General features: G+C 76.2%; 17 protein-coding genes. 5 read left to right on the plus strand and 12 right to left on the minus strand.

Features of this window, described 5'->3' with window-relative positions; all coding sequences use genetic code 11:
* Nucleotide 1 precedes the first annotated feature (1 nt).
* The 7 genes from HD595_RS36085 to HD595_RS36115 all read right to left on the minus strand — a co-directional run bounded on the left by HD595_RS36085 (nucleotide 2) and on the right by HD595_RS36115 (nucleotide 11034).
* Entirely contained in the window at nucleotides 2-1831 is a 1830-nt protein-coding gene (locus HD595_RS36085; protein WP_253777054.1) for an IucA/IucC family protein, read from the minus strand.
* Nucleotides 1828-3207 carry a lysine N(6)-hydroxylase/L-ornithine N(5)-oxygenase family protein gene (locus HD595_RS36090; RefSeq protein ID WP_253777056.1) on the minus strand — a complete coding sequence of 460 codons (1380 nt, stop codon included), beginning with the start codon at nucleotides 3205-3207 and terminating at the stop codon, nucleotides 1828-1830. The genes HD595_RS36085 and HD595_RS36090 overlap by 4 nt, the downstream gene beginning before the upstream one ends.
* Nucleotides 3204-5021, minus strand: coding sequence for an IucA/IucC family protein (locus tag HD595_RS36095; protein ID WP_253777058.1), 1818 nt, complete (start codon nucleotides 5019-5021; stop codon nucleotides 3204-3206). The genes HD595_RS36090 and HD595_RS36095 overlap by 4 nt, the downstream gene beginning before the upstream one ends.
* Nucleotides 5018-6823 (minus strand): pyridoxal phosphate-dependent decarboxylase family protein, encoded by a 1806-nt coding sequence (locus HD595_RS36100; protein ID WP_253777060.1) that lies wholly within the window; start codon nucleotides 6821-6823, stop codon nucleotides 5018-5020. The genes HD595_RS36095 and HD595_RS36100 overlap by 4 nt, the downstream gene beginning before the upstream one ends.
* Nucleotides 6820-8217 (minus strand): diaminobutyrate--2-oxoglutarate transaminase, encoded by a 1398-nt coding sequence (locus HD595_RS36105; protein WP_253777062.1) that lies wholly within the window; start codon nucleotides 8215-8217, stop codon nucleotides 6820-6822. The genes HD595_RS36100 and HD595_RS36105 overlap by 4 nt, the downstream gene beginning before the upstream one ends.
* A 50-nt stretch (nucleotides 8218-8267) precedes the next feature.
* Nucleotides 8268-9617 (minus strand): type III PLP-dependent enzyme domain-containing protein, encoded by a 1350-nt coding sequence (locus HD595_RS36110; RefSeq protein WP_253777064.1) that lies wholly within the window; start codon nucleotides 9615-9617, stop codon nucleotides 8268-8270.
* Between the two features lie 106 nt (nucleotides 9618-9723).
* A complete protein-coding gene (locus HD595_RS36115) occupies nucleotides 9724-11034 on the minus strand; it encodes an alpha/beta hydrolase (protein ID WP_253777066.1) in 1311 nt (436 codons plus the stop codon).
* 134 nt (nucleotides 11035-11168) lie between these two features.
* Here HD595_RS36115 and HD595_RS36120 point away from each other — a divergent pair, with 134 nt between their 5' ends.
* A complete protein-coding gene (locus HD595_RS36120) occupies nucleotides 11169-12431 on the plus strand; it encodes a M48 family metallopeptidase (RefSeq protein ID WP_253777069.1) in 1263 nt (420 codons plus the stop codon).
* A 15-nt stretch (nucleotides 12432-12446) separates the two neighbouring features.
* Here HD595_RS36120 and HD595_RS36125 read toward each other — a convergent pair whose 3' ends face one another.
* From HD595_RS36125 to HD595_RS36135, 3 genes are all read right to left on the minus strand, one after another.
* Entirely contained in the window at nucleotides 12447-13112 is a 666-nt protein-coding gene (locus tag HD595_RS36125) for an alpha/beta fold hydrolase (RefSeq protein WP_253777071.1), read from the minus strand.
* A 113-nt stretch (nucleotides 13113-13225) separates the two neighbouring features.
* Complete coding sequence (locus HD595_RS36130; RefSeq protein ID WP_253777073.1) at nucleotides 13226-13876, minus strand: LysE family translocator; 651 nt, start codon at nucleotides 13874-13876, stop codon at nucleotides 13226-13228.
* Between the two features lie 169 nt (nucleotides 13877-14045).
* Nucleotides 14046-14906, minus strand: a complete 861-nt coding sequence (locus tag HD595_RS36135) for a haloalkane dehalogenase (RefSeq protein WP_253777076.1) — start codon at nucleotides 14904-14906, stop codon at nucleotides 14046-14048.
* A gap of 94 nt (nucleotides 14907-15000) precedes the next feature.
* Between HD595_RS36135 and HD595_RS36140 the strand changes: the two genes are divergently transcribed.
* Nucleotides 15001-15477 (plus strand): MarR family winged helix-turn-helix transcriptional regulator, encoded by a 477-nt coding sequence (locus HD595_RS36140; protein ID WP_253777079.1) that lies wholly within the window; start codon nucleotides 15001-15003, stop codon nucleotides 15475-15477.
* 14 nt (nucleotides 15478-15491) lie between these two features.
* Here HD595_RS36140 and HD595_RS36145 read toward each other — a convergent pair whose 3' ends face one another.
* Both HD595_RS36145 and HD595_RS36150 read right to left on the minus strand, forming a co-directional pair.
* Entirely contained in the window at nucleotides 15492-16187 is a 696-nt protein-coding gene (locus HD595_RS36145) for a response regulator (RefSeq protein WP_253777081.1), read from the minus strand.
* Nucleotides 16184-17572 (minus strand): sensor histidine kinase, encoded by a 1389-nt coding sequence (locus tag HD595_RS36150; protein ID WP_253777085.1) that lies wholly within the window; start codon nucleotides 17570-17572, stop codon nucleotides 16184-16186. The genes HD595_RS36145 and HD595_RS36150 overlap by 4 nt, the downstream gene beginning before the upstream one ends.
* 121 nt (nucleotides 17573-17693) lie before the next feature.
* Between HD595_RS36150 and HD595_RS36155 the strand changes: the two genes are divergently transcribed.
* The 3 genes from HD595_RS36155 to HD595_RS36165 all read left to right on the plus strand — a co-directional run bounded on the left by HD595_RS36155 (nucleotide 17694) and on the right by HD595_RS36165 (nucleotide 21042).
* The gene (locus tag HD595_RS36155; RefSeq protein ID WP_253777088.1) at nucleotides 17694-18623 is read left to right on the plus strand and encodes an ATP-binding cassette domain-containing protein; all 930 of its coding nucleotides are present in this window, start codon (nucleotides 17694-17696) and stop codon (nucleotides 18621-18623) included.
* Nucleotides 18624-18661: 38 nt separating this feature from the next.
* Nucleotides 18662-20170 (plus strand): DUF1349 domain-containing protein, encoded by a 1509-nt coding sequence (locus HD595_RS36160; protein ID WP_253777091.1) that lies wholly within the window; start codon nucleotides 18662-18664, stop codon nucleotides 20168-20170.
* A gap of 95 nt (nucleotides 20171-20265) precedes the next feature.
* Nucleotides 20266-21042 (plus strand): ABC transporter permease, encoded by a 777-nt coding sequence (locus HD595_RS36165; protein WP_253777094.1) that lies wholly within the window; start codon nucleotides 20266-20268, stop codon nucleotides 21040-21042.
* The last annotated feature ends 77 nt before the right edge of the window (nucleotides 21043-21119 follow it).

Here is a 21119-nt window from a genome sequence, read left to right on the forward strand (position 1 = left end):
GTCATCGCTCCTCCCGGGAGCCGGCGCGCGGCCCGGGGACCCGCGCGCGGAAGAGGGGGTTGGGGACGGTGCCGTGGACGACGTCGAAGCCCTCGTCGCGTTCGGCCCGGTCGTGGAAGCCGCCGCCGAGGAGCTGCTCCCGGTTGAGCGCCACCCGCTCGAAGGACGGGGCCAGCAGCCCGAACGCCTCCGCCCGGCCGGCGTCCTCCGGGAAGCGGGCGTGATGGCGCTCGATCTCCTCGCGGACCAGCCGCCAGAACTCGGGCTCCGGCACGCCCAGGTGCTCCTCGGCCAGCGGCGCCAGGAACCGGAAGTGGCCGGCGAACACCGCGCTCAGCAGCGAGTGCGCCAGCTCGCCGGCCGGCCAGCGCAGCAGCACCGCGCGGGCCCGGCCGGACAGGCCGGTGTAGGCGGGCAGGTCCTCGGGCAGCAGGTTGACGTCCTCGGCGAAGTCCTTCACCGCGATCCCGACCGGCACGTCGGCGGCGTCGTAGAGGATCACCGTGTTCTCGCCGTGCGGGCAGAACGCCACCCCGTGCCGGTAGAGGTGGCGCAGCAGGCCCGGCAGCAGCGCCGCGAACAGCCGGGCCAGCCAGGCGCGCGGCGCGAGCCCCGACCGGGACACCAGCTCGGCGGCCAGGGCCCGGCCGTCCGAGCCGACCGCGAGCAGCGCCGCCATGGTCCGCGCCCGCTCGCCCGGGCGCAGCAGCCCGGTCACCGGCCGGCGCCACACCGCGCCGAGCAGCTCGTGGTAGCGGTACGGCGCGTCGGGCACGGCCGCGTACAGGGGGTGGCGCACGGCCACGGACGCCACCTCGCCGAGCGGGTGGAAGCGCAGCTCGTCGCGCAGGTACGGGTCGGCCTCGCGCAGCGCGAGCAGCCACGCGCTCACGTCGGGCGCGGCCCGCGTCGGCTCCGTGGCCAGGCCGCGCCAGACCAGCGTGTTGCGGATGAGCAGCGGCACCTTGACGTTGCGCCGCTCCGGGCGGTCCAGGTTGGCGAGCGTGCGGATCGACTGGAGCGGCCGGTAGCGGTCGGGGCCCTCGCCGAGCGGCACGATCCGGCCGTCGGCCAGGTACGGCGCGAACAGCGGCTCGACCGCCTCGTCCCAGTGGAACGGGTGGACGGGCAGCCAGGTGAACGCGGCCGGGTCGAGCCCGGCGCGCGCCGCCGCCTCCTCCAGGACGGCGGCGAACTCCTTGCGCACCTCCTCGTCCAGCTCCTCCGCCAGCAGCGTCTCCGCGTCCAGCCCCGGCACGCCGGAGTACGCGGCCAGCGACGCGTGGACCGCCGCCCACCGCAGGCGCACCGCCCCGGCGGCCTCGGGGGCGTAGGCGGCGGCGTCGGAGGCCGAGAAGCCCAGGCGGCCCTTGTTGAGCAGCATGCACGGGTGGCCGTGCTGGTGCGCCTCCAGGTCGAGGTGGTCGAGGTCGGCCAGCTCGGCGGCGGGCCGGGCGCGGGAGAGCAGCTCAGCCTCGGCGCGGCGGGTGGCGGTCAGCTCGCGCAGCGCCTCGGCCGTGGTGGGGCCGTCCCAGCCGAGGAGGGGGCGGGCGTCGAGCAGCAGCCGCTCGGGCCCGTCGTCGCCGTCCTCGGGGGCGGGGCGGCGGCGCAGGGTACCCGGCTCGATCCGCCAGGAGCCGAACGAGCCGCGCGCCGCCCGGAACGTCCACCGCGTGCCGCCGCCCAGCTCCAGCAGGTAGCCGCCGGCCGTCCCGTCCGGCCGGGGGACCAGCAGCTCCTCGTACGCGAACTCCTCCACGGCCTTGACCAGCAACCGCCGCCCGGCCTCCGCCCACGCCTCGTGCCACGTCCCGCGCGCGACGCCGCTCATCTGGCGCTCCGCTCGGACCGGGCCTCGGCCGCCGTGAGCGCGGGCTCGGCCGCGGCCGGGGGCTCCGGCGCGCCGAACGTGGTCCAGGCGGCCCGCGCCGGCACCGGCACCACGGCCCGCCCGGCGGCGGCGTTGAGGATCGTGGCCGCCCGCCACGCCCCCAGCGTCAGGTCCGGGGCGCCCACCCCGTGCGTGTGCATCTCGGCGTTCTGCACGTACAGCTCGCCCGGCACGCGCGGGTCGAGCGCCACCCGGTAGTCGCCGTTCACCTGGTAGCGGCCCCGCTCGTCCCAGTCGACCAGCTCGGCCAGCGGCTCCAGGAACGCGGGCCGCGCCGCCGCGTACCCGGTGGCCAGCACCACGGCCGAGGTCCGCACCTCGAACGTCGTGCCCTGCTCCCGGTGCCGGCAGGTCAGGGCGTAACCGCCGGCGCGCTCCGACGCGGCCGTCACCTCCACCCCCGGGTGCAGCGCGGCGCGCGGCTCGGCGCCGCCGATGGTCCGCTCGTACAGCTCGTCGTGGATGTCGCCGAGCGTCTCGCCGCTGACGCCCTTGTAGAGCTGCCACTGCTCGCGGACGAGCCGGTCGCGGGCGGCCTCGGGCAGGTGGCGGAAGTAGCGCACGTAGTCGGGGGTGAAGTGCTCCAGGCCCAGCTTCGAGTACTCCATGGGGGCGAAGGCCGGGGTGCGGGCCAGCCAGCGGACGTACGGACCGCCGAGGCCCCGCCCGTCCTGGTGGCGCAGCAGGTCCAGCACGACCTCGGCGCCCGACTGCCCGGCGCCGACCACCGTGACGTCGGGGGCGGCGGCCAGCGCGGCCCGGTGGGCGCGGTAGTCGGCGCTGTGGAGCACCCGTCCCGCGTGGGCGCCGCCCAGCAGCGGCCGCAGCGGCTCCGGCACGACCGGCGCCGTCCCGACGCCCAGCACCACCCGCCGGGCGTGCGCGCGCGAGACCGCCCCGGCCGCCGACCGGTACGTCAGCGCGAACGCCCCGGCCGCGCCGTCCCACTCCACCGCGGTGACCTCCGCGTCGAACCGGCACGACGGCAGCCGCTCGGCCACCCAGCGGCAGTAGTGGTCGTACTCGCGGCGCGGGATGTGGAAGCGCTCGGAGAAGAAGAACGGGAACATCCGGTCGTGACGCCGCAGGTAGTTGAGGTACGACCAGGGGCTCGTCGGGTCGGCCATGGTGACCAGGTCCGCGAGGAACGGCACCTGGAGCACCGTGCCCTCCACCAGCAGGCCGGGATGCCACGAGAAGGCCGGCTTGGCGTCGAGGAACAGGGCCCGCATGCCGGGGACGCCGTCGCACAGGGCGGCCAGCGACAGGTTGAACGGGCCTATGCCGACACCGGCCAGGTCGTAGGGGGCGGTCACCGCTGCACCTCCGGGAGGGGGTTGGGAAGGTCGATGTAGACGGACTGGGAGTGGACGTCGCCGGCGAGCTCGTCGCGGCCGTCCACGCAGGTGAGATGGTTGCCCTTGCAGCGCAGCACCGGGGCGTCGAGCAGCAGCCCGAGCAGGCCCTTGGCGCCGGGCTCGGCCGCGCGCAGCCGCTCCAGCGCCGCGCGCAGCACGCGCAGCAGGTCCTCCTCGGCGGCCAGGCCCAGCGCGCCGAACGCGCCGACCAGGCCGAGGAGGTTGCCGATGCCCAGGTAGTAGGCGACCCGCTCGTCCACGAACGCGTCGTCGAAGACCAGGTCCACGCCGTCGGTCAGGCCGGGCACCAGGCGCTCCAGCTCGCCGGCGCGGGAGGCGGCCAGGTAGTAGCCCTGGCTGTCGCGGTACCAGCCGGCCCGGGGCAGGCCGTCGGCGCCGAGCGCCACCAGGGTGTTCTGGTGGTGCGGCTCCAGCGCCACGCCGTACCTGGCCTGCAGGCGGATCAGCGGGACGGCGAGCACGTCGAGGTAGCGCCCCAGCCACAGCGCGGACGCCTCGGCGACGGACCGGCCGAAGGCGCGGGCGGCGCGCTCCACGGCGGACGCCAGCAGCGCCCGGTGGCGGGGCGGGGAGCCGTCACCGGGGCCGGTGCGCTCGGCGAGCAGCCCCGCCACGCACAGCGCGCCGTCCGAGGCGTTGCGGAAGGGATTGTCGCGGATCGCGGTCTCGAACCCGGTCTCCGCGCCTCCCCTGGTCGCCGGGTCGTCCACCGCCACCCAGGCGAAGTCGCGCAGGATGCCGAACGCGGGGTGTTCGGCGCGCAGCCACGCGGCCGGCCCGGCGGCCAGCAGGCGGGCGGCCCGCACGCCGAGGCGCAGCTCGCCCCGCAGGTTCTCGCGGCGGGAGTTCGTGATCCGCATGCCGAGCGACAGCTTCAGCATCACCTCCGCCTCCGCCCGGTACACCGTGCGGACCGACGAGGTCGGGTGCCAGGCCGGTCCGGCGGGCCCCAGCGGCCGCAGCAGGCCGGCCTCCAGGAGCGCCGCCACCGCCGGGCGGCGAACGACCTCGCGCGCCTGCCACGGGTGGGCGGGCACGGGCGTCCAGCCGTCCGGCAGGTCCAGCCCGGCGGGGGCGATGCGCCGGCACAGCTCCGCCGGGTCGCGGCCGTCCGCGCTCTCACCGGTCACGACGCCCGGGGCGGCGGCGAACCAGTGCAGCGGGAACGAGCCGCGCAGCTCGGGGGAGTAGGCGGCCAGCTCACCGGCGGACGCCTCCTCCCGGCTCTTGGGGGCGGGGTGGAACGGGTGCCCGAGCAACAGCGCCTGCTCGGCACGGAGGAACGCGTCCGTGGCCGTGGATGTCTTTGCGCCGGGGCCGGTGCCGGGGGGTGGTCCCTCGGCGCGGCGGCAGGCCAGGTGCGCGGTGACGCGGCGGGCGGAGTCGAGCACCCGGGAGGTGGCGTCGGACACCCGATGGGCGGGCAGCCCCGCGCGCACGGCCGTCTCGCGCACGACGACCGCCGCGACCAGCGCCACCCCGGCCGCCACCTCCGGGCCGTCGCCGGCCAGGTACGGCTCGCCGAAACGGTGCCATCCGGTCGCGGACCGGTGGCGCACCGGGACGCGCAGCCGCACCCCGGCCGCGGGGAAGTCCAGGACGAGCTCCTCACCCGGGGCGGGCACCGGGATCGCCAGGTCGCGCACGTACGCCCGCACCAGCGTCTCCGTGGCCGCCGCCTCCCCGGCCCGCGCCACGTCGGGATGGTCGAGCGGGTCGATGGCGCTCGCCGGAACGTGGTGGCGTGTCACGAGAGGCCCGCCTCCTCGGCCTCGCCCGCCGCGACCACCAGGCCGACCAGCCGCTCCACCTCGGCGACCGTGGCGTGCGGGTTCAACAGGGTGAGCTTCAGCCGCACGCGCCCGCCGCCGGGTGATCCCGCGCCGGATCCCCCGGCGGACACCTCGTCGGATCCCTCAGCGGACATCTCGGTGGTGACATCTCCGGGCAGCTCGGTGGTGACATCTCCGGGCAGCTCGGTGGTGACATCCCGGGGCAGCTCGGTGCGGCCGACCACCGCCAGGCCCTCACGCAGCAGGCGTCGCCGCAGCGCGGCGTTCACCTCGTCCGCGCGTCCCGGGTCACGGGGCAGGTAGCGGAACAGGAACGCCGTCAGCACCGGCTCGGCGTGCAGCTCCAGGCGCGGGTGGGCGCGCACCGCCGCCGCGCCCGCGCGGGCGAGGTCGTGGCAGACGTCCACCAGCCGCCCGAGCCCGTCCCGGCCGAGCGTCCGCAAGGTGACCGCGATCTTGAACGCGTCGGCCCGGCGCGTGGTGCGCAGCGAGCGGCCCAGCAGGCTCGGGTACCCGGCCTCCTCGTCGTCGGCCGGGTTGAGGTAGGCGGCGCGCCGGGCCAGCGACGCGTACGTCTCCTCCCGCCGTACCAGGAACACCCCCGCCGCGGCGGGCTGCCAGCCGAGCTTGTGCCAGTCCAGGGAGATCGAGTCGGCCAGCTCCACGCCCGCCAGCAGCGGCGCGAGCCGGTCCGACAGCAGCGCGCCCCCGCCGTAGGCGGCGTCCACGTGCAGCCACGCGCCGTGCTCGGCGGCCAGGGCCGCGCACTCGGGCAGCGGGTCGATCGCGCCCGTGTCGGTGGTGCCGGCCGTGGCGACCACCGCGACCGGCGGCTCGCCCCGCCGCGCGGCCTCCCGCAGGGCTCGCTCCAGCGCGGCCGGGTCCATCCGCTGCTCCCGGTCCACGGGGACGGCGACGACCGCGTCCTCGCCGAGCCCGAGCAGGGCGGCGGCACGGCGGACCGAGAAATGGGCGGCGGCCGAGGCGAAGATCCTCGGCCGGACCCGCGCGGGCAACCCTCGAAGCTGGACCGGCTCCCCGGTGACCCGCTCCAGCACGCGGTCGCGGGCCAGCATCAGGCCCATCACGTTGGACTCAGTGCCGCCGGAGGTCAGGACGCCCGCGGCCGTGTCCGGGTAGCCGACGAGCCCGGCCAGCTCCCTCAGCAGCAGCGTCTCCAGCTCGGTCGCCGCGGGGGCCTGGTCCCAGGAGTCCAGGGACGGGTTCAGCGCGGACACGGCCAGGTCGGCGGCCACGGCGACGGCCAGCGGCGGGCAGTGCAGGTGCGCGGCGCAGGCGGGGTCGGCCGGGTCGGCCGCGCCGTACGCCAGCAGCTCGGTCAATCGGCCGAGGGCCTCCTCGCCGCGCGCCTCCGCCAGGGTGCGGGCGACCTGCGCGGCCAGCGCCTCTGGGGTCTCGGCGGGCACGGGGCCACCCCGCCGCAGCGCCCCGGCGGCCAGCCCGTCCAGAACGGCCCCCACCGCCCCCGCCAGCGCCTCACCGGGTCGTACAGACGCCAGCCCATCCCCGGGCCTCGACACGACCCCGCCGGACGGCCTCGGTGTGGGCGCGCTGGACGGCCTGGATGTGATCTCGACGGGCGGCCTCGGCGTGGCCGGGCTGGACGGCCCCGGTGTGATCTCGGCGGGCGGCGCGGGCGGCGCCTGCGCTCCGGCCGGTGGGGGTGAGGCCGAGGCGCCGGCTGGCGCGTCCGGCTCGTCCGCGCCGGCCTGGGACGGTTCGCGCCAGGTGTCCGTCATGCGGGCCGTCCTGCCAGGCGGGAGGCCGTCACAGCGGCGATCGCGTCGGCCAGCCGGTCCACGACCGCATCCGCCTGCTCGTCCGTGATGACCAGCGGCGGCAGCAGCCGCACCGTGGAGTCGTACCGGCCGCCGAGCTCCACGATGAGCCCGCGTTCGAGGCACGCCGCGCGGACCTCGGCCGCCGTGCGCGGCGCCGCGGGGAACGCGCCGCACGCGTCGGGCTCGCCGCCCGGGTCCACCAGCTCGACGCCGAGCATCAGGCCGCGCCCGCGCACGTCGCCGACCACCGGCAGCTCGGCGCGCAGCGCGCCGAGCCGTTCCAGCAGCCGGCCGCCGACCTCGGCGGCGCGCGCGGCCAGGCCCTCGCGGGCGACGTGGCGCAGTGTGGCCGTGCCGGCCGCCATGGCCAGCGTGTTGCCGCGGAACGTGCCCGTGTGCGCGCCCGGCAGCCACCCGTCGTAGTCCTCGTGGTAGACGATCACCGCGAGCGGCAGGCTGCCGCCGATCGCCTTGGACAGCACCATCGCGTCCGGCACGATCCCGCTGTGCTCCACCGCCCAGAAGGCCCCGGTGCGTCCGACGCCGGTCTGCACCTCGTCCACGATCAGCGGGATCCCGCGTTCGGCCGTGATCCGCCGCATCTCGCGCAGCCAGGAGTCGGGCGCGGCCACCGCCCCGCCCTCGCCCTGCACCGCCTCCACGATCATCGCCGCGGGCGGCACGACGCCGCCCGCCGGGTCGTCGAGCAGCCGCTGCGTGTACGCCGCCGACAGCCGCGCCCCCGCCTGCCCGCCCACGCCGAACGGGCAGCGGTACGGGTACGGGTACGGCAGCCGCGTCACGTCGGCCGCGATGCCGGCCACGGGTTCCTTGACCGCGACGTTCGCGGTGGCGGCCAGGGCCCCGAGGGTCATGCCGTGGTAGCCGCCGGTGAAGGCGAGCAGGCCGCGGCGGCCGGTGGCGGTCTGCATGAGCTTCAGCGCCGCCTCCACCGCGTCGGTCCCGGCGGGCCCGCAGAAGTGGATCCGCGCCCGGTCGGCCAGCCCGCGCGGCAGCGTGGCGAACAGCTCCGCCACGAACGCGTCCTTCTCCGGCGTCGCCAGGTCGAGGACGTGCAGCGGGGCCCCGCTGTCGAGCGTGCGCCGGATCGCCTCCAGGACCACCGGGTGGTTGTGGCCGAGGGCCAGGGTGCCCGCGCCCGACAGGCAGTCGAGGTAGCGGCGGCCGTCGGCGCCCTCGACGACCATGCCCTCGGCGCGTACCGGGACGATCGGGAAGGACCGGGCGTAGGTGCGGGCGGAGGACTCGCGGTCACGCTGGCGGCGCAACACCGCCGCGCCGGCGTCGGCAGCAGGGGCGAAGGGGGCCAGGTCGGCCGGATGCGCGGTCATGGGTCTCCAGGACGTGGACGGACAGGACGGAGGAACGCGAACGGAGCCGGTCACAGCAGGTGGCGCTCGGCGACGGGGTGGCCGAGGAAGCGGTGCATGGCGAACTCCCAGCCGTAGGAGCCGGCGTACGGGAAGACGACGATGTCGCCGGCGCGCACCCGGTCCACCCGGACGTCGCGCAGCAGCGTGTCCTCGGGGGTGCACAGCTCGCCGGTGACGGTCACCTCGGTGCCGGTCAGGGCGGGGCGCGGGCAGTCCTCGGGCCAGTCCTCGACGGGCAGCACGGCCATGTTGTGCACGATGTCCCACGAGGTGGGGAGCTGGAAGTGGTTGATGCCGCCGCGGATCAGCACGTACGACGTCCCGTACGAGGTCTTCACGTCGATCGCCTCGGCGGCGTACCAGCCGCAGTCGGCGACCAGGTAGCGGCCCGGCTCCAGCAGCACCTTGACGCCCGGGGGCGGCTCCACCTGGGCGGCCAGCTCGCCGAAGCGGGCGACGTCGAACGGCTTCTCGCCCTCGAAGGCCACCCCGATGCCGCCGCCCACGTCCACCAGGCGCAGGTCGACGCCGTGCTCGCGGGCGGTGCGCGCGCTCCACTCCACGCACCAGCGCAGGTACGCGGCGTGGGCGTCGGCGTCGAGGTTGCCGGAGGCGGCGTGCACGTGGAAGCCGACCAGGTCCAGGCCGGGGAGCCGGGCCGCGGCGCGCAGCACGTCCGGCACGTCGGGCTCGGCCACGCCGAACTGGGACGGGACGCCGCCCATCCGCAGCGAGCCGGTGACGGGGATCGAGGCGGGGTTCACCCGCAGCGTGACCCGGGCGCGGACGCCCTCGGCGACGGCGATGGCGCTGATCCGGTGCAGCTCCAGCAGGCTCTCGGCGTTGATCGCCTCGACCCGCGCCCGGATGAGCGCGGCCAGGAAGGGCGGCGACTTGGCGGGCCCGGCGGCCACGACGGGCGCCGGCGCGGAACGCCCCGTGGTCCCTTCGACGGGTGCCGGCACGGAACGCCCCGTGGTCCCTCCGGCGGGCGCCGGGGTGGTGCGCCGCGTGGTCGCCGCCTCCCCCCGCGCCCCGTCAGTCGTGGGGCGGGCGCTCAGGGCGAGGTCGAGCTCGGCCCGGGAGGCCACCTCGAACCCGTCGACGTGCGGGGCCAGGGCGGCGACGACGCCGGGGAAGGAGTTGGCCTTGACGGCGTAGTGCACGGCCGCCCACTCGGGCAGGGCGGCCCGCAGCTCGCGGGCGCGTTCGGCGGCCACCTCGCCGTCGTAGACGTAGGCCGACACGGGGGTGCCGGCCGAGGCCAGGTGGAGGAGGAGTCGGCGGAGCCGGGCGGGGAGCACGTCCGCCGGGTAGGCGGAGCGCGGCGCGGCGGAGGGCGGGAACTGCACGGACATGAAGCTTCTGCCTCCGAAGTATTAGGTAAGGCTAACCTAAACTGCGGATCATGGCTTGGCAAGGCTCCGTCCGTGTGATCTACGACGTAAAGGCGGCGGGTTTGCCTCAGCGCACGGCGGGGCAGCGGGCGGGTGCGGTCCCGTACGCGTACTGGAGGAAATCGGTCAGATAGGCCGGCCAGGAGGTCCAGTCGTGGCCGCCCGCGCTGTAGCAGTAGCGGTGCGAGACGCCGAGACCGGTCAGCGTGGCGTCGAAGGCGGCGGCGTACGAGCCGAGGATGTACTCGTTCACCGTCGTCGCGTCGGTCACCGCGGAGGAGGTGGTGCTGTACCCGCAGCCGGACGGCGCCGGGCCGGTGCCGTCGCCCGGCGGGTCCGCCGCGGCGGGGGCGCAGCCTCCCGCGTACACGGCGAGCCGGCCGCTGAACGGCGCGTACCCGCCCCGCGTGGCGAGCGTGGCCGGGTTGGCCGAGGGCCAGTCGTGGACGGCGCGGCCGCCGGAGACGGTCGTGGTGTGCGGGCCGAACAGCGTGTCCAGCCGGTAGAGGCGCTGCACGTCCTGGTCGAGCACGAGCACGCCGTCGGCGTCGTACTTGTTGACCCGGAACGCGCCGTCGAGCAGGTCGAGGGGCGCGATCGCGGCGCCGGCCTGCCACATGGAGTCGGAGATCGTGCCCTGCGCGGGCCTGGCCCGCAGCTCGATGCCGGGCGACAGCGCGCCGACGACCGAGAACACGTCCGGGTGCGCGGCGGCGTACCGCAGGGTGCCGTACCCGCCCATCGACACGCCCGCCAGCCCGCGCCCCGTCCGGTCGGCGACGGTGGCGAAGTTCGCGTCGATCCAGGGGACGAGCTGGGAGATGTGGTACGTCTCCCAGCTGGGCGCGAAGAAGCCGTCGGTGCGGCCGGCCCAGTCGGCGTACCAGCCGCTCCGGCCGCCGGTCGGCATGACCACGATCCCCTCGTACGGGTGCCCGGGAACCTCGGCCAGCAGCGACACCAGGTCGGTCTTGGTGGTCCACTCGTCGTAGTCGTCGCCTCCGCCGTTGATCAGGTAGAGGGAGCGGTAACGGGGAGAGGCGGCGGGGTCGTAGCCCGGAGGCAGGTAGACCCGGACGGTGATCGGCTCGGCCGGAGAGCTGATGACCGGGGTGCCGCCGGACGCCTGGAAGATCGCGGTCGAGGTCATGGTGACGTCGCGCAGCTCCGAACCGTCGCGCTGGAGGTGCCGTTCGACGCGCAGGCAGGTGATGCCGTACGCGTCGGGCGTGGGTAGGACGCCCGCGCAGGCGGCTGCCCGCGCACTCTGCGCGCCCTGCGCGGGCGGCGCGGTGAGAAGGGTGGTGAGCAGCAGGGCGAGCAGGCTGACGGCCAGGACGCGGACCGGCCGGCGGGAGCGGGGGATGGGACGTCGCACGGGTCCTCCTCGGCGCACGACGCGGCCAAATGGCCGCTTGGTCAGTGCCTGGGATCATGGCACCAAGGAACGGCCCGCCCCGTCAATGACCGACCCGCGAACGGCGGCGCGCCGGTCGTGCCACACTCGCGATCATGTCTTCTCACACCCCCTGTCCCCGGTGCGCCGCCGACATCGTCAGGGACGGCCGCTACGCCGTCTGGTGCCCGTCGTGCGAATGGAACCTCGGCGCGGAGCCACCCGGAAGACGTTCTCTCGGTGCCGTGCTCGCGGACCGGCTCACCGCCGGGCAGCATGCCCACGTCCTGCGGCGCGGCGCCGCGCTGGAGGGCGGCGGGCTCTCCCGGGCGACGGCCATGCTGCTGGCGGCGCTGATCCATCTGGTCACCGCCGCCTGCGTGGTGGCGGCGGTGGCGGTCGTCGTCGCGGTGCCGAACATCGTGGGCGTCCTGTCGGCCGTGCTCCTGCTGGGCACGGCATGGCTGATGCGGCCCCGGCTCGGCCGGCTGCCGGCCGAGCGCAACCTCCTCCGCCGGGACCGCGCGCCGCGCCTGTTCGGCCTGCTGGACCGGATCGGCGCCGAGGTGGGGGCGCCGCCGGTCGACGTGGTGTTCGTCGTGGCCGAGCACAACGCCGCGTTCGGGCGGATCGGGCTGCGCGGCAGGCGGACGCTGTACCTCGGCGCGCCCCTGTGGGCGATGCTGGACCCGCAGGAGAAGGTGGCGCTGCTGGCGCACGAGCTCAGCCACTCCAGCAACGGCGACGTCCGTGCGGGGCGCCTCACCGGGACCGCGATCAGCGCCCTGGAGGAGGTCCACGAGGTCGTGCGGGCGGTGGCGCGCGGCGGCAGGGACTCCGCCGAGGCGACCGCGCAGAGCGTCGTCGCCATGCTCTCCCTCGCGCTGGCGGCCCTCATGTGGCTGGCCGGGCTCGCGCTGCGGACGCTCGGGTTCCTGCTGCTGGCCGTGTCGATGCGCGCGGCCCGGCAGGGGGAGTACGTCGCCGACGAGCGGGCCGCCCGGCTGGCCTCGTCCGAGGCGGCGGCCGGCATGCTGGACCGCCTGGTCACCGCGCGCATCGACACGGCCGAGCTGAGCTGGCTCGCCGCCTCGTTCGGCACCTCCGTGTGGACGCGGCTGCCCGACAAGCACGGCCAGGTGCCGGAGCACGAGCTGGAGCGGCGGCGCCGGCTGGAGGCCCGGGCGGAGCGGCACGTCTTCCACTCGCACCCGCCGATCCGCCTGCGGGTGGAGTTCGTCCGGTCGCTGGGGTACGCGGCGCCCGCCGTGGAGCTGGGCGAGGAGGAGGCGGCGGCCGTCGAGGCGGAGCTGGCGCCGCGCTTCGCGACGATCGCGACGGTTCTCGGCGAGGAGCGGCGGGAGGTCTCCTACGCCTGACCCGGCTCCAAGCGCTCAGGCGGCGTCGAGCAGGATCTTGACCAGCTCGTCGGGGGCGTCGCGCATGAGGTTGTGGCCGCCGGCCAGGTCGTGAACCGTCCACGCCGGGTCCTGCCGCAGCCGGTCGCGGACGACGGTGAACGGCGATCCGCCGTCCCAGCCGGCCGCGTACACGTAGTCCCTGCGGCGCACGTGCGCGAGGTCGCCGGTGAGGCGCAGGCGTTGCAGCACCGAGGCGATCGGGTGGGCCGTGGCGCGCGGGTCGAAGAAGGGCAGGGGGCGCACGGCGTACCCGGTGTCGTCCACGTCGGCGTACCAGCGACGCTCCTCGTCGCGGACGAGCGACCAGCAGGAGTCGCCGTCGGAGGGGACGACCGCGTCGAGGTAGACCAGCGCGGCGGCCCGCCCGGGGGCGCGGTCGGCGGCGCCGGTGATCACCATGCCGCCGTAGCTGTGGCCGACGAGCACGGCGTCCTCGACGTCCTCGGCCTCCAGGAGGGCGGTCACGTCCCGGATGTGGGTGTCGAGGTTGACCCCGCCGGTCAGGAGGTGGTGGCGCTCGGCCACTCCGGTGAGGGTGACCGGGACGACGCGGTGGCCGTGGGCGCGCAGCCGCTCGGTGACGGGAGCGAAGCTCCAGCCGCCGTGGCACAGGCCGGGGACGAGGACATAGGTGGCCATGGGTGAGTGCTCCCTGTCGCGGTTGCGATCGTTCCCCTCCAGGGTGCCCCGGGCGGCACTCAGAAGTCCAAGAGATGATCGCGATGGCGTTCAGAAGCGATCGTTATGGTGCGTCAGCGGCTCTCGATGGCGACGCGCAGCCCCAGGGCGACCAGGACGGTGCCGCTCACGGCGTCGAGGCGTCGGCGCACGACCGGCCGGCGGAACCACGCGCCCGCGCGCCCCACCACCGCGGCGAGCGACAGGTACAGGACCGTCTCCAGGGCGACCTGGAGCAGGGCCAGCAGGGCGGTGGTGGCGAGCAGCGGCCGGTCGTGCGGCACGAACTGCGGATAGAAGGCGATCATGAAGGCGGCGGCCTTCGGGTTGGCCAGCATCACCACGGCGCCCTCCCCGAACGCCTTCCACCAGGAGCGGGCGGAGACCGCCGGGCCCTCCTCCTCGGGCTGTGCCGCGGCGCCCGTCCGGCGGCTCAGCCACGCGGAGCGCCACGCCTTCACCCCGAGGTACAGCAGGAAGGCGGCGCCGGCCACGCGCAGGACGACGAAGGCCACCTCGGAGGCGGCGACCAGGGCGGCCAGGCCGGCGGCGGCGCACAGCGCCCACACGTAGAGGCCGGCCTCCAGGCCGAGCACCGTCGGGACCGCGCCGGAGAGCCCGCGCACGGCGGCCCGGCGCAGGATGAGGGCCATCGCGGGCCCCGGCGAGGCCGAGATGAGGATCACGGCGAGAACGAAGGCGGGCAGGGAGGGAAGGAGGTCCATGCCGGGATGATGGCGGCGCGGCCGTCCCCGCCGCAATCGAGATTCCGGCGGGAACTGCGGCCGGCTGGCCCGTCCGCGCCGCGATCGGGATTCCGGCGGGGACGGCGGCCGGCTGGCCCGTCCGCGCCGCGATCGGGATTCCGGCGGGTGCCGTGACGGGGCGCGCCGGTCAACCGGCGAGGCCGTGGCGCCGGGCCCAGGCGGTGACCGCCGCGGCGATGTCGACGGGCCGGTCCTCCGGGGCGTGGTGCCCGGCCGCGCCGACGTGCTCGACCTCCAGCGCCGCGAACGTGGCCGCGCACCACGCGGCGACGTCCGGGGTGATGAGCAGCGTCGGCGAGGAGTCGAAGGTCAGCAGCAGCTTCGGCACGTCGTCGCTCTTGGCCAGCCACGCGTCGTACGCCTCGACCCGCTCCGCCACCTCGGCCGGCTCGCCGTCCAGCGGGAGCGAGCGCGCCCACTGCAGCAGCGGCCGGCGGCTCTCGCGGGTCGGGTACGGCTCGCGGAAGCGCGCGATCTCCTCCTCGGGGAGCGGGTTCAGGACGCCTCCGGTGTACGCGGTGTCGATGAGGAAGTGCCCGTCGAGGACGAGCGCCTCTCCCTCGGGGCCGCGGATGGCCCGGGCCCGCGCCCGCGGCCCCTCGCCCAGGTCGCTCCAGGACAGCGTCTTGACGATGGTCTCGAAGAACGCGATCCCGCGCACCCGCTCGGGGTGGCGCGCGGCCCAGTCGAAGGCGAGGGCGCCGCCCCAGTCGTGACCGACCAGGATGACGTCGTCCAGGCCGAGGGCGTCGAACCAGGCGTCCAGGTAACGGGCGTGGTCGCCGAAGGTGTAGGCGATGTCCGGCTTGCCGGAGCGGCCCATGCCGATCAGGTCGGGGGCGAGCAGCCGGCCGGACACGCCGATCGCGGGCATCACCTGGCGCCACAGGCGGGAGGAGCCGGGGTTGCCGTGGAGGAAGACGATCGGGGCGCCGGCGCCCGTCTCCTCGTAGAACAGGGTCGAGTCGAGCACGTCGATGACGGGCATGAGTTCCTCACAAGTCGTTCGTGTGACTAACGTTCGTGGCACTAACGAAAGTACATCGTTAGTGCGACTAACGCAAGGGAGTAGGATCGGTCGCGTGACGGACCCCGCCGAAGAACGGAACACCACCGCGCCCGCCCGGTTGCGCACCCTGCCGACGCGGCTGCTGTCCCTGGTGACGATGCACTCCGACCGCATCGTCACCGAGGGCCTGGCGGGCGCCGACGCCCGCAAGTGGCACTACGCCGTCCTGGCCACGCTGGAGGAGAACGGCCCGGCCAGCCAGGCCGAGCTCAGCCGCCGCACCGGCGTCTACCGCAGCGACCTGGTCGCCGTCATCAACGAGCTGTCGGCGCGCGGCCTGGTGGAGCGCGCCCCCGACCCCGCCGACCGCCGCCGCAACGTCATCACCCTGACCGGGGCCGGCCGCGACCGGCTGCGCCGGCTCGACGCCCTGATCGGCTCACTGGCGGACGAGGTGCTGGCCCCGCTCGACGCCGCCGAGCGCGACCAGCTCACGGCGCTGCTCACCCGCCTCCTCGACCACCACGGCGGTCACCCGGGCCCGGGCTGACCTCCGCGCCGGGGTCAGAGCGTGCCGCGGGCGCCCGGCACCACGAGGCCCGTCTCGTACGCGGCCACGACCGCCTGCGTCCGATCGCGCAGCCCGAGCTTGCCCAGCACCCGGCTCACGTGCGTCTTCACCGTCTCCTCCGTGACCGTCAGCCGGGCGGCGATCTCGAGGTTGGACAGGCCCTCGGCGATGAGCCGCAGCACCTGCGTCTCGCGCGGGGTGAGCGCGGCCAGCGCCGCCGCGGCCTCGGGAGACGGACCGGTCCGCAGGCGCGCGAACTCGCCGATCAGCCGTCGCGTCACGCCCGGCGCCAGCAGCGCCTCGCCCGCCGCGATCACCCGTACCGCGTCGAACAGCCGCTCCGCGGTGACGTCCTTCAGCAGGAACCCGCTCGCCCCGGCGCGCAGCGCGTCGTAGACGTACTCGTCGAGGTCGAACGTCGTCAGGATGAGCACCCGCGGCCCCTCGCCCGGTCCGGCGGCCAGGCGGCGGGTGGCCTCGATGCCGTCCATGCCGGGCATGCGGACGTCCATGAGCACGACGTCGGGGCCCAGGTCCCGGCAGGCCCGCACGGCCTGCGCCCCGTCGACGGCGGTGCCGACGACCTCGAAGTCGGGCTGCGTGGCCAGCAGTTCGGCGAAACCGGCACGGACGACGAGGTGATCGTCCACGACGACGATCCGCACCCGAGGGGAGGACGCGCCCGTCATCCGCCCTCCCGGCCCGCCCGCTCCATGCCCGGGAGCGGAGGAGCGCCGAGGGCCGCGCCGGGAAGGGCGGCCGAGATCAGGAAGCCGCCGCCGGGCGCGGGGCCCGCGGTGAGCCGGCCACCCACCGCCGTGGCGCGCTCCCGCATCCCCGCCAGCCCGTGCCCCGCTGTGCGGCCGGCGGCGACGCCGGGCCCGGGCGAAGGGCCCGGGCCGTTGTCGCGGACGCGGACCCGCAGCGTCTCACCCGTGTAGTCCAGCTCCACGTCCACGGCCGCCCCCGGGGCGTGCCGGCGGGTGTTGGTGAGAGCCTCCTGGATGATCCGGTACGCCGCCAGCTCCACCCCCGGATCCAGCCGCACGGGGCGGGAGCGCACGATGAGCCGCGTCCCCGTGCCGGCGGCGTCGCGGGCCTCGTCCAGCAGCTCGTTCAGCTCACCGAGCCCGAGCCCCGGCTGCGGAACGCGGACGTCGGGGCCGGCGCCCGCGTCCTCGCGCAGCACGCCGAGCAGCCGGCGCATCTCGGTCAGCGCGGCACGGGCGGTGTCGCCGATGGCCGCCAGCCGTTCCGCGCCCGCGGGCGGCATGCCGGGCGTGGCCAGCCGCGCCGTCTCCGCCTGCACGGCCACCATCGAGATGTGGTGGGCCACCACGTCGTGCAGTTCGCGGGCGATGCGCGCCCGCTCGCCTCGTGCCGCGTGCTCCAGCAGGCCCTCGGTGGCGATCCGGCTGGCCGCCGCGCTCTCACGCGCCTCGCCCGTGGCCCGGCGCGCCACGCCGGCCAGCGCCGCGGCCGGGGCCAGGGAGGCCAGCACCAGGGTGAGCAGCCGCGTCCCGCCCGCGCCCTGTCCCGCCAGGGCCAGCAGCGGGTACGGCAGCGCCGCCGCGACGGCCATCTCCCGCGGACCGGTCCGGCCGAGGCGGTGACCGGCGACGAGCTGGGCGAGCGCGCCCGCCACGGTCAACGTCTGGAACGCGGTCAGCGACAGCACGCTCGCCGCCGTGACGGTCAGCCCGGCGGCCACCGGCTGCCCCCACAGCGCCGGCACCGGCACCGTCGTGGCCAGCGCCAGCAGGGCGTACACCACCAGGAACATCGGCCGGTCGGCGGTCAGCGCCATGCGCGGGTCCACGGCCCGCGCCACCGCCTCCACCAGCGCGGCTCCCGCCAGCAGCGCTCCGGCGGCCACCGGCACCGCACGCGACCCGGCGAGCCGCCCCAGTCCCAGCCGCAGCCCCAGCCGCGGCCGCCGGCCCCCGGGCCGGCCGCCCCGCCGGTCCTCCCGCGCCGGCCCCGCCCCCGTCCGGTACGCATCCCGGAGCGCCGCCTGCGAGGGCCGGGGGCTCGGCCCGTCCGGCCCCTGGGCCCGTGCGTGTGGTGCGTTCATCCTGGTCATTGTCCCGGTCGTCCGGGATCGTGCCATCCCTCGATCGAGGGATGCTGCGCCGCCGACGATGGCTCCCCCGCGTGACGCGCCCGCCGCGGACCGCGCCCTAGCCTGCGATGTCATGGAAACCACCATCGAAGTCGCGGGCCTGCGCAAACGGTACGGCCCGACCCTGGCGCTGGACGGCATGACGTTCACCGTCACGCCGGGACGGGTCACCGGGTTCGTCGGCCCCAACGGCGCCGGCAAGTCCACCACCATGCGGGTGGTCCTGGGCCTGGACGCCGCGGACGAGGGCGCCGCGCTGGTGGGCGGCCGGCCGTACCGGAGCCTGCGCGACCCGTTGCGGCACGTGGGCGCGCTGCTGGACGCCGGGGCGCTGCAGCCGAGCCGGACGGGCCGCAACCACCTGCTGTGGCTGGCCCACTCCCAGGGGCTGGGCGTGCGGCGGGTGGACGAGGTGATCGACCTGGTCGGGCTGGGCCCGGCGGCGCGGCGCAGGGCGGGCGGGTACTCGCTCGGGATGCGCCAGCGGCTCGGGATCGCGGCGGCGCTGCTCGGCGACCCGCCGATCCTCATGCTGGACGAGCCGTTCAACGGGCTGGACCCGGAGGGCATGGTGTGGATCAGGCGGCTGCTGGGCTCGCTGGCGGCCGAGGGCAGGGCCGTGCTGGTGTCGAGCCACCTGATGAGCGAGCTGGAGGACACCGCCGGGCACGTGGTTGTCGTCGGCCGTGGCCGGGTGGTGGCGGACGCGGCCGTGGCCGACCTGATCGCCGCCGCCTCCCGCGACCGGGTCACGCTGCGCACCTCCGACCGGGCGGCGGCGATGACGGTGCTGGCGGGGGTGGGCGCCGCGGTCACCGTGTCCGATCGCGACACGGTGACGGTCTCGGGGGTGCCGGCCGAGCGGGTCGTGGGGCTGCTGAACGCCGGTGGGGTGCCGTTCTCGGAGGTGGCGGCGCACCGGGCGACGCTGGAGGAGGCGTACATGGAGCTGACCCGCGACGCGGTCGAGTTCCGCGCCGCGAGCGGCGGGGCGGCGCGATGAGGGCGGGTGGGCCGTCCGCGCCCGGGGGATTCGGGCGGATGACGCGAGCGGAGTGGACGAAGTTCCGGACGGTGCGCGGCTGGGTGGCCGGCATGGCCGCCGCCGCGCTGGTCACCGTGCTGCTCGGTCTCATGTCGGCGGCGGGCAGCCACACCTCCTGCGGCGGCCCGGACGACACCTGCCCCGTCCCGCCCGTCGGCCCCGGCGGCGAGGCGGTCGACGACCACTTCTTCTTCGCCCACCGGCCCATGACCGGTGACGGCTCCCTCACCGCGCGCGTGACCTCCATGACGGGGAAGGTCCGGGTGCCCGACCGCGTCCCCGGAGCGCGGCGGCTCGACGCCCGCCTCGTGCCGTGGGCGAAGGCGGGGCTCGTCGTCAAGGACGGCGTGCGGCAGGGCTCCACGTACGCCGCCGTCATGGTGACGGGCGGCCACGGGGTGCGGATGCAGCACGATTTCACCCAGGACACCGCCGGTCTCCCCGGCGGCGTGTCGGCGGGCTCGCCGCGCTGGCTGCGGCTGGACCGCAAGGGGCAGGAGATCACCGGGTACGAGTCCGCGGACGGCCGGCGCTGGACCGAGGTGGGCAGGGCCCGGCTGCCGGGACTGCCGGACACGGCCGAGATCGGACTGTTCGCCGCCTCGCCCGGCGACCTGACGGTGACGCGGGCCGACTTCGGCGGGAGCATCGAGCAGGTCCGCTTCTCCGAGACGACCGCCGTCTTCGACCGGGTCGAGCTCTCGGGCCGCGTCGCCGCCGGGGCGTGGAGGCGCGACGACATCGGCGTCACCACCGAGGCGGACGGCGTGACGCCCCACCACCCCGGCGGCTTCCAGGAGTCCGGCGGCACGTACACCGTGACCGGCGTCGGCGACATCGGCCCCGTCGTCGACGGCCCGCGCCCCGAGAACACCCTGACCGGCGTGGTGATCGCGCTGATCGTGGTGATCGTCGTGGCGGTCGTGTTCGTCACCGCGGAGTACCGGCGCGGCCTCGTCCGCGTCACGCTCCTGGCGTCGCCACGGCGCGGTCACGCGCTGGCCGCCAAGGCGGTGGTGATCGCCGCGGTGACCTTCGCCGCGGGGCTGGCCGCCACGGCCGCCACGGTGTCCCTGGGGACGGGACTGCTGCGCGGCAACGGGGCCGTCCTGCTGCCGGTGTCCGGGGAGGCGCAGGTGCGGCTGATCGGCGGGGTCGCCCTGATGATGGCGGCCACGGCCGTGCTGGCGCTCGGGCTCGGCGCGCTGTTGCGCCGCGGACCGGCGGCGATCACGGCCGGCATCGCGGTGGTCGTGGTGCCGCACCTGCTGGCGACCGCCTCCTTCCTGCCGGACGAGGCGGCCCGGTGGCTGCTGCGGCTCACTCCGGCGGCCGGGTTCGCGATCCAGCAGAGCATCCCCGAGTACCCGCAGGTGCTCGCCAACTACGTGCCCTCGGCGGGCTTCTACCCGCTCGCGCCCTGGGCCGGGCTGGCGGTGCTGTGCGGGTACGCCGGGCTCGTGCTCGTCCTGGCCGTCATCCGCCTCAACAGGAGGGACGCGTGAACCGGCGGCGCGCGTCCGGGGAAGGCGGCCGGGGCGGTCGGGCGTCGCGGGAAGGAAGCCGGGCGAGCCGGGGGCAGGCGCGGGAAGGCGGCTGGGTGAGGCGGGAGCTGCGGGCCGAGTGGACGAAGCTGCGCACCGAGCCCGGAGCCGGGTGGCTGCTGACGGCGCTGGCCGTCCTGACCGCCGCGGCGGGCGCCGCGGTGTGCGCGAGCGTGACCTGCCCGGCGGCGGGCTGCGGCCACGACACCGTCCGGCTGGCGCTCGCCGGCGTCCAGGTGGGGCAGGCCGTCGCGGCCGTGCTGGCCGTCCTGGTCGCCGGCGGGGAGTACGGCACCGGCATGATCCGCACCACCCTCACCGCCATGCCGCGCCGGGGCGCCGTCCTGGCGGCCAAGGGCGCGGTGCTGACGGGTGTGACGCTGCCGGCCGCGGTCCTGGCCGTGCTGGGGTCGCTGCTGGCCGGGCGGCTCGTCCTGCCCGGCCGGGGGTTCACCGCGGCGCACGGCCACCCGCCGCTGTCGCTCGCCGACGGGCCGACGCTGCGGGCCGCCGCCGGGTCGGTGCTGTACCTCGCCCTGGTCGCGCTGCTGAGCCTCGGGATCGCGTTCGCCGTGCGTGACACGGCGGCGGCGATCGGGGCGGTGCTCGGGCTGCTGTACGCGTCGGCGGTGCTGCCGCTCATGGTCGGCGACCCGGACTGGCAGCTCGTGCTGTGGCGGCTGTCGCCGTCGAACGCGGGCCTGTCCGTCCAGGCCACCGTGAACCTGGACGGCCTGCCGTTGGGCCCGTGGGCGGGCCTCGGCGTGCTGGTCGCGTGGACGGCCGCGGCGCTCGCGGGCGGCGGCCTGCTCCTGCGCGTCCGTGACGCGTGACGTCCCAGCGTGACGTCCCAGCGTGACGTCCCGGCGTGACGTCACGGCGGTGGGACGTCATGGCGGCGGGGCGTCCG

The sequence above is a fragment of the Nonomuraea roseoviolacea subsp. carminata genome, assembly GCF_024172185.1.
GTDB classification, from domain to species: domain Bacteria; phylum Actinomycetota; class Actinomycetes; order Streptosporangiales; family Streptosporangiaceae; genus Nonomuraea; species Nonomuraea roseoviolacea.

Bases quoted from the DNA above. Each gene is read 5' to 3' on its own strand.
- HD595_RS36085 (WP_253777054.1), bottom strand. From the start codon at position 1,831: ATGAGCGGCGTCGCGCGCGGGACGTGGCACGAGGCGTGGGCGGAGGCC.
- HD595_RS36100 (WP_253777060.1), bottom strand. From the start codon at position 6,823: ATGACGGACACCTGGCGCGAACCGTCCCAGGCCGGCGCGGACGAGCCG.
- HD595_RS36105 (WP_253777062.1), bottom strand. From the start codon at position 8,217: ATGACCGCGCATCCGGCCGACCTGGCCCCCTTCGCCCCTGCTGCCGAC.
- HD595_RS36110 (WP_253777064.1), bottom strand. From the start codon at position 9,617: ATGTCCGTGCAGTTCCCGCCCTCCGCCGCGCCGCGCTCCGCCTACCCG.
- HD595_RS36120 (WP_253777069.1), top strand. From the start codon at position 11,169: ATGTCTTCTCACACCCCCTGTCCCCGGTGCGCCGCCGACATCGTCAGG.
- HD595_RS36125 (WP_253777071.1), bottom strand. From the start codon at position 13,112: ATGGCCACCTATGTCCTCGTCCCCGGCCTGTGCCACGGCGGCTGGAGC.
- HD595_RS36130 (WP_253777073.1), bottom strand. From the start codon at position 13,876: ATGGACCTCCTTCCCTCCCTGCCCGCCTTCGTTCTCGCCGTGATCCTC.
- HD595_RS36135 (WP_253777076.1), bottom strand. From the start codon at position 14,906: ATGCCCGTCATCGACGTGCTCGACTCGACCCTGTTCTACGAGGAGACG.
- HD595_RS36145 (WP_253777081.1), bottom strand. From the start codon at position 16,187: ATGACGGGCGCGTCCTCCCCTCGGGTGCGGATCGTCGTCGTGGACGAT.
- HD595_RS36150 (WP_253777085.1), bottom strand. From the start codon at position 17,572: ATGAACGCACCACACGCACGGGCCCAGGGGCCGGACGGGCCGAGCCCC.
- HD595_RS36155 (WP_253777088.1), top strand. From the start codon at position 17,694: ATGGAAACCACCATCGAAGTCGCGGGCCTGCGCAAACGGTACGGCCCG.
- HD595_RS36160 (WP_253777091.1), top strand. From the start codon at position 18,662: ATGACGCGAGCGGAGTGGACGAAGTTCCGGACGGTGCGCGGCTGGGTG.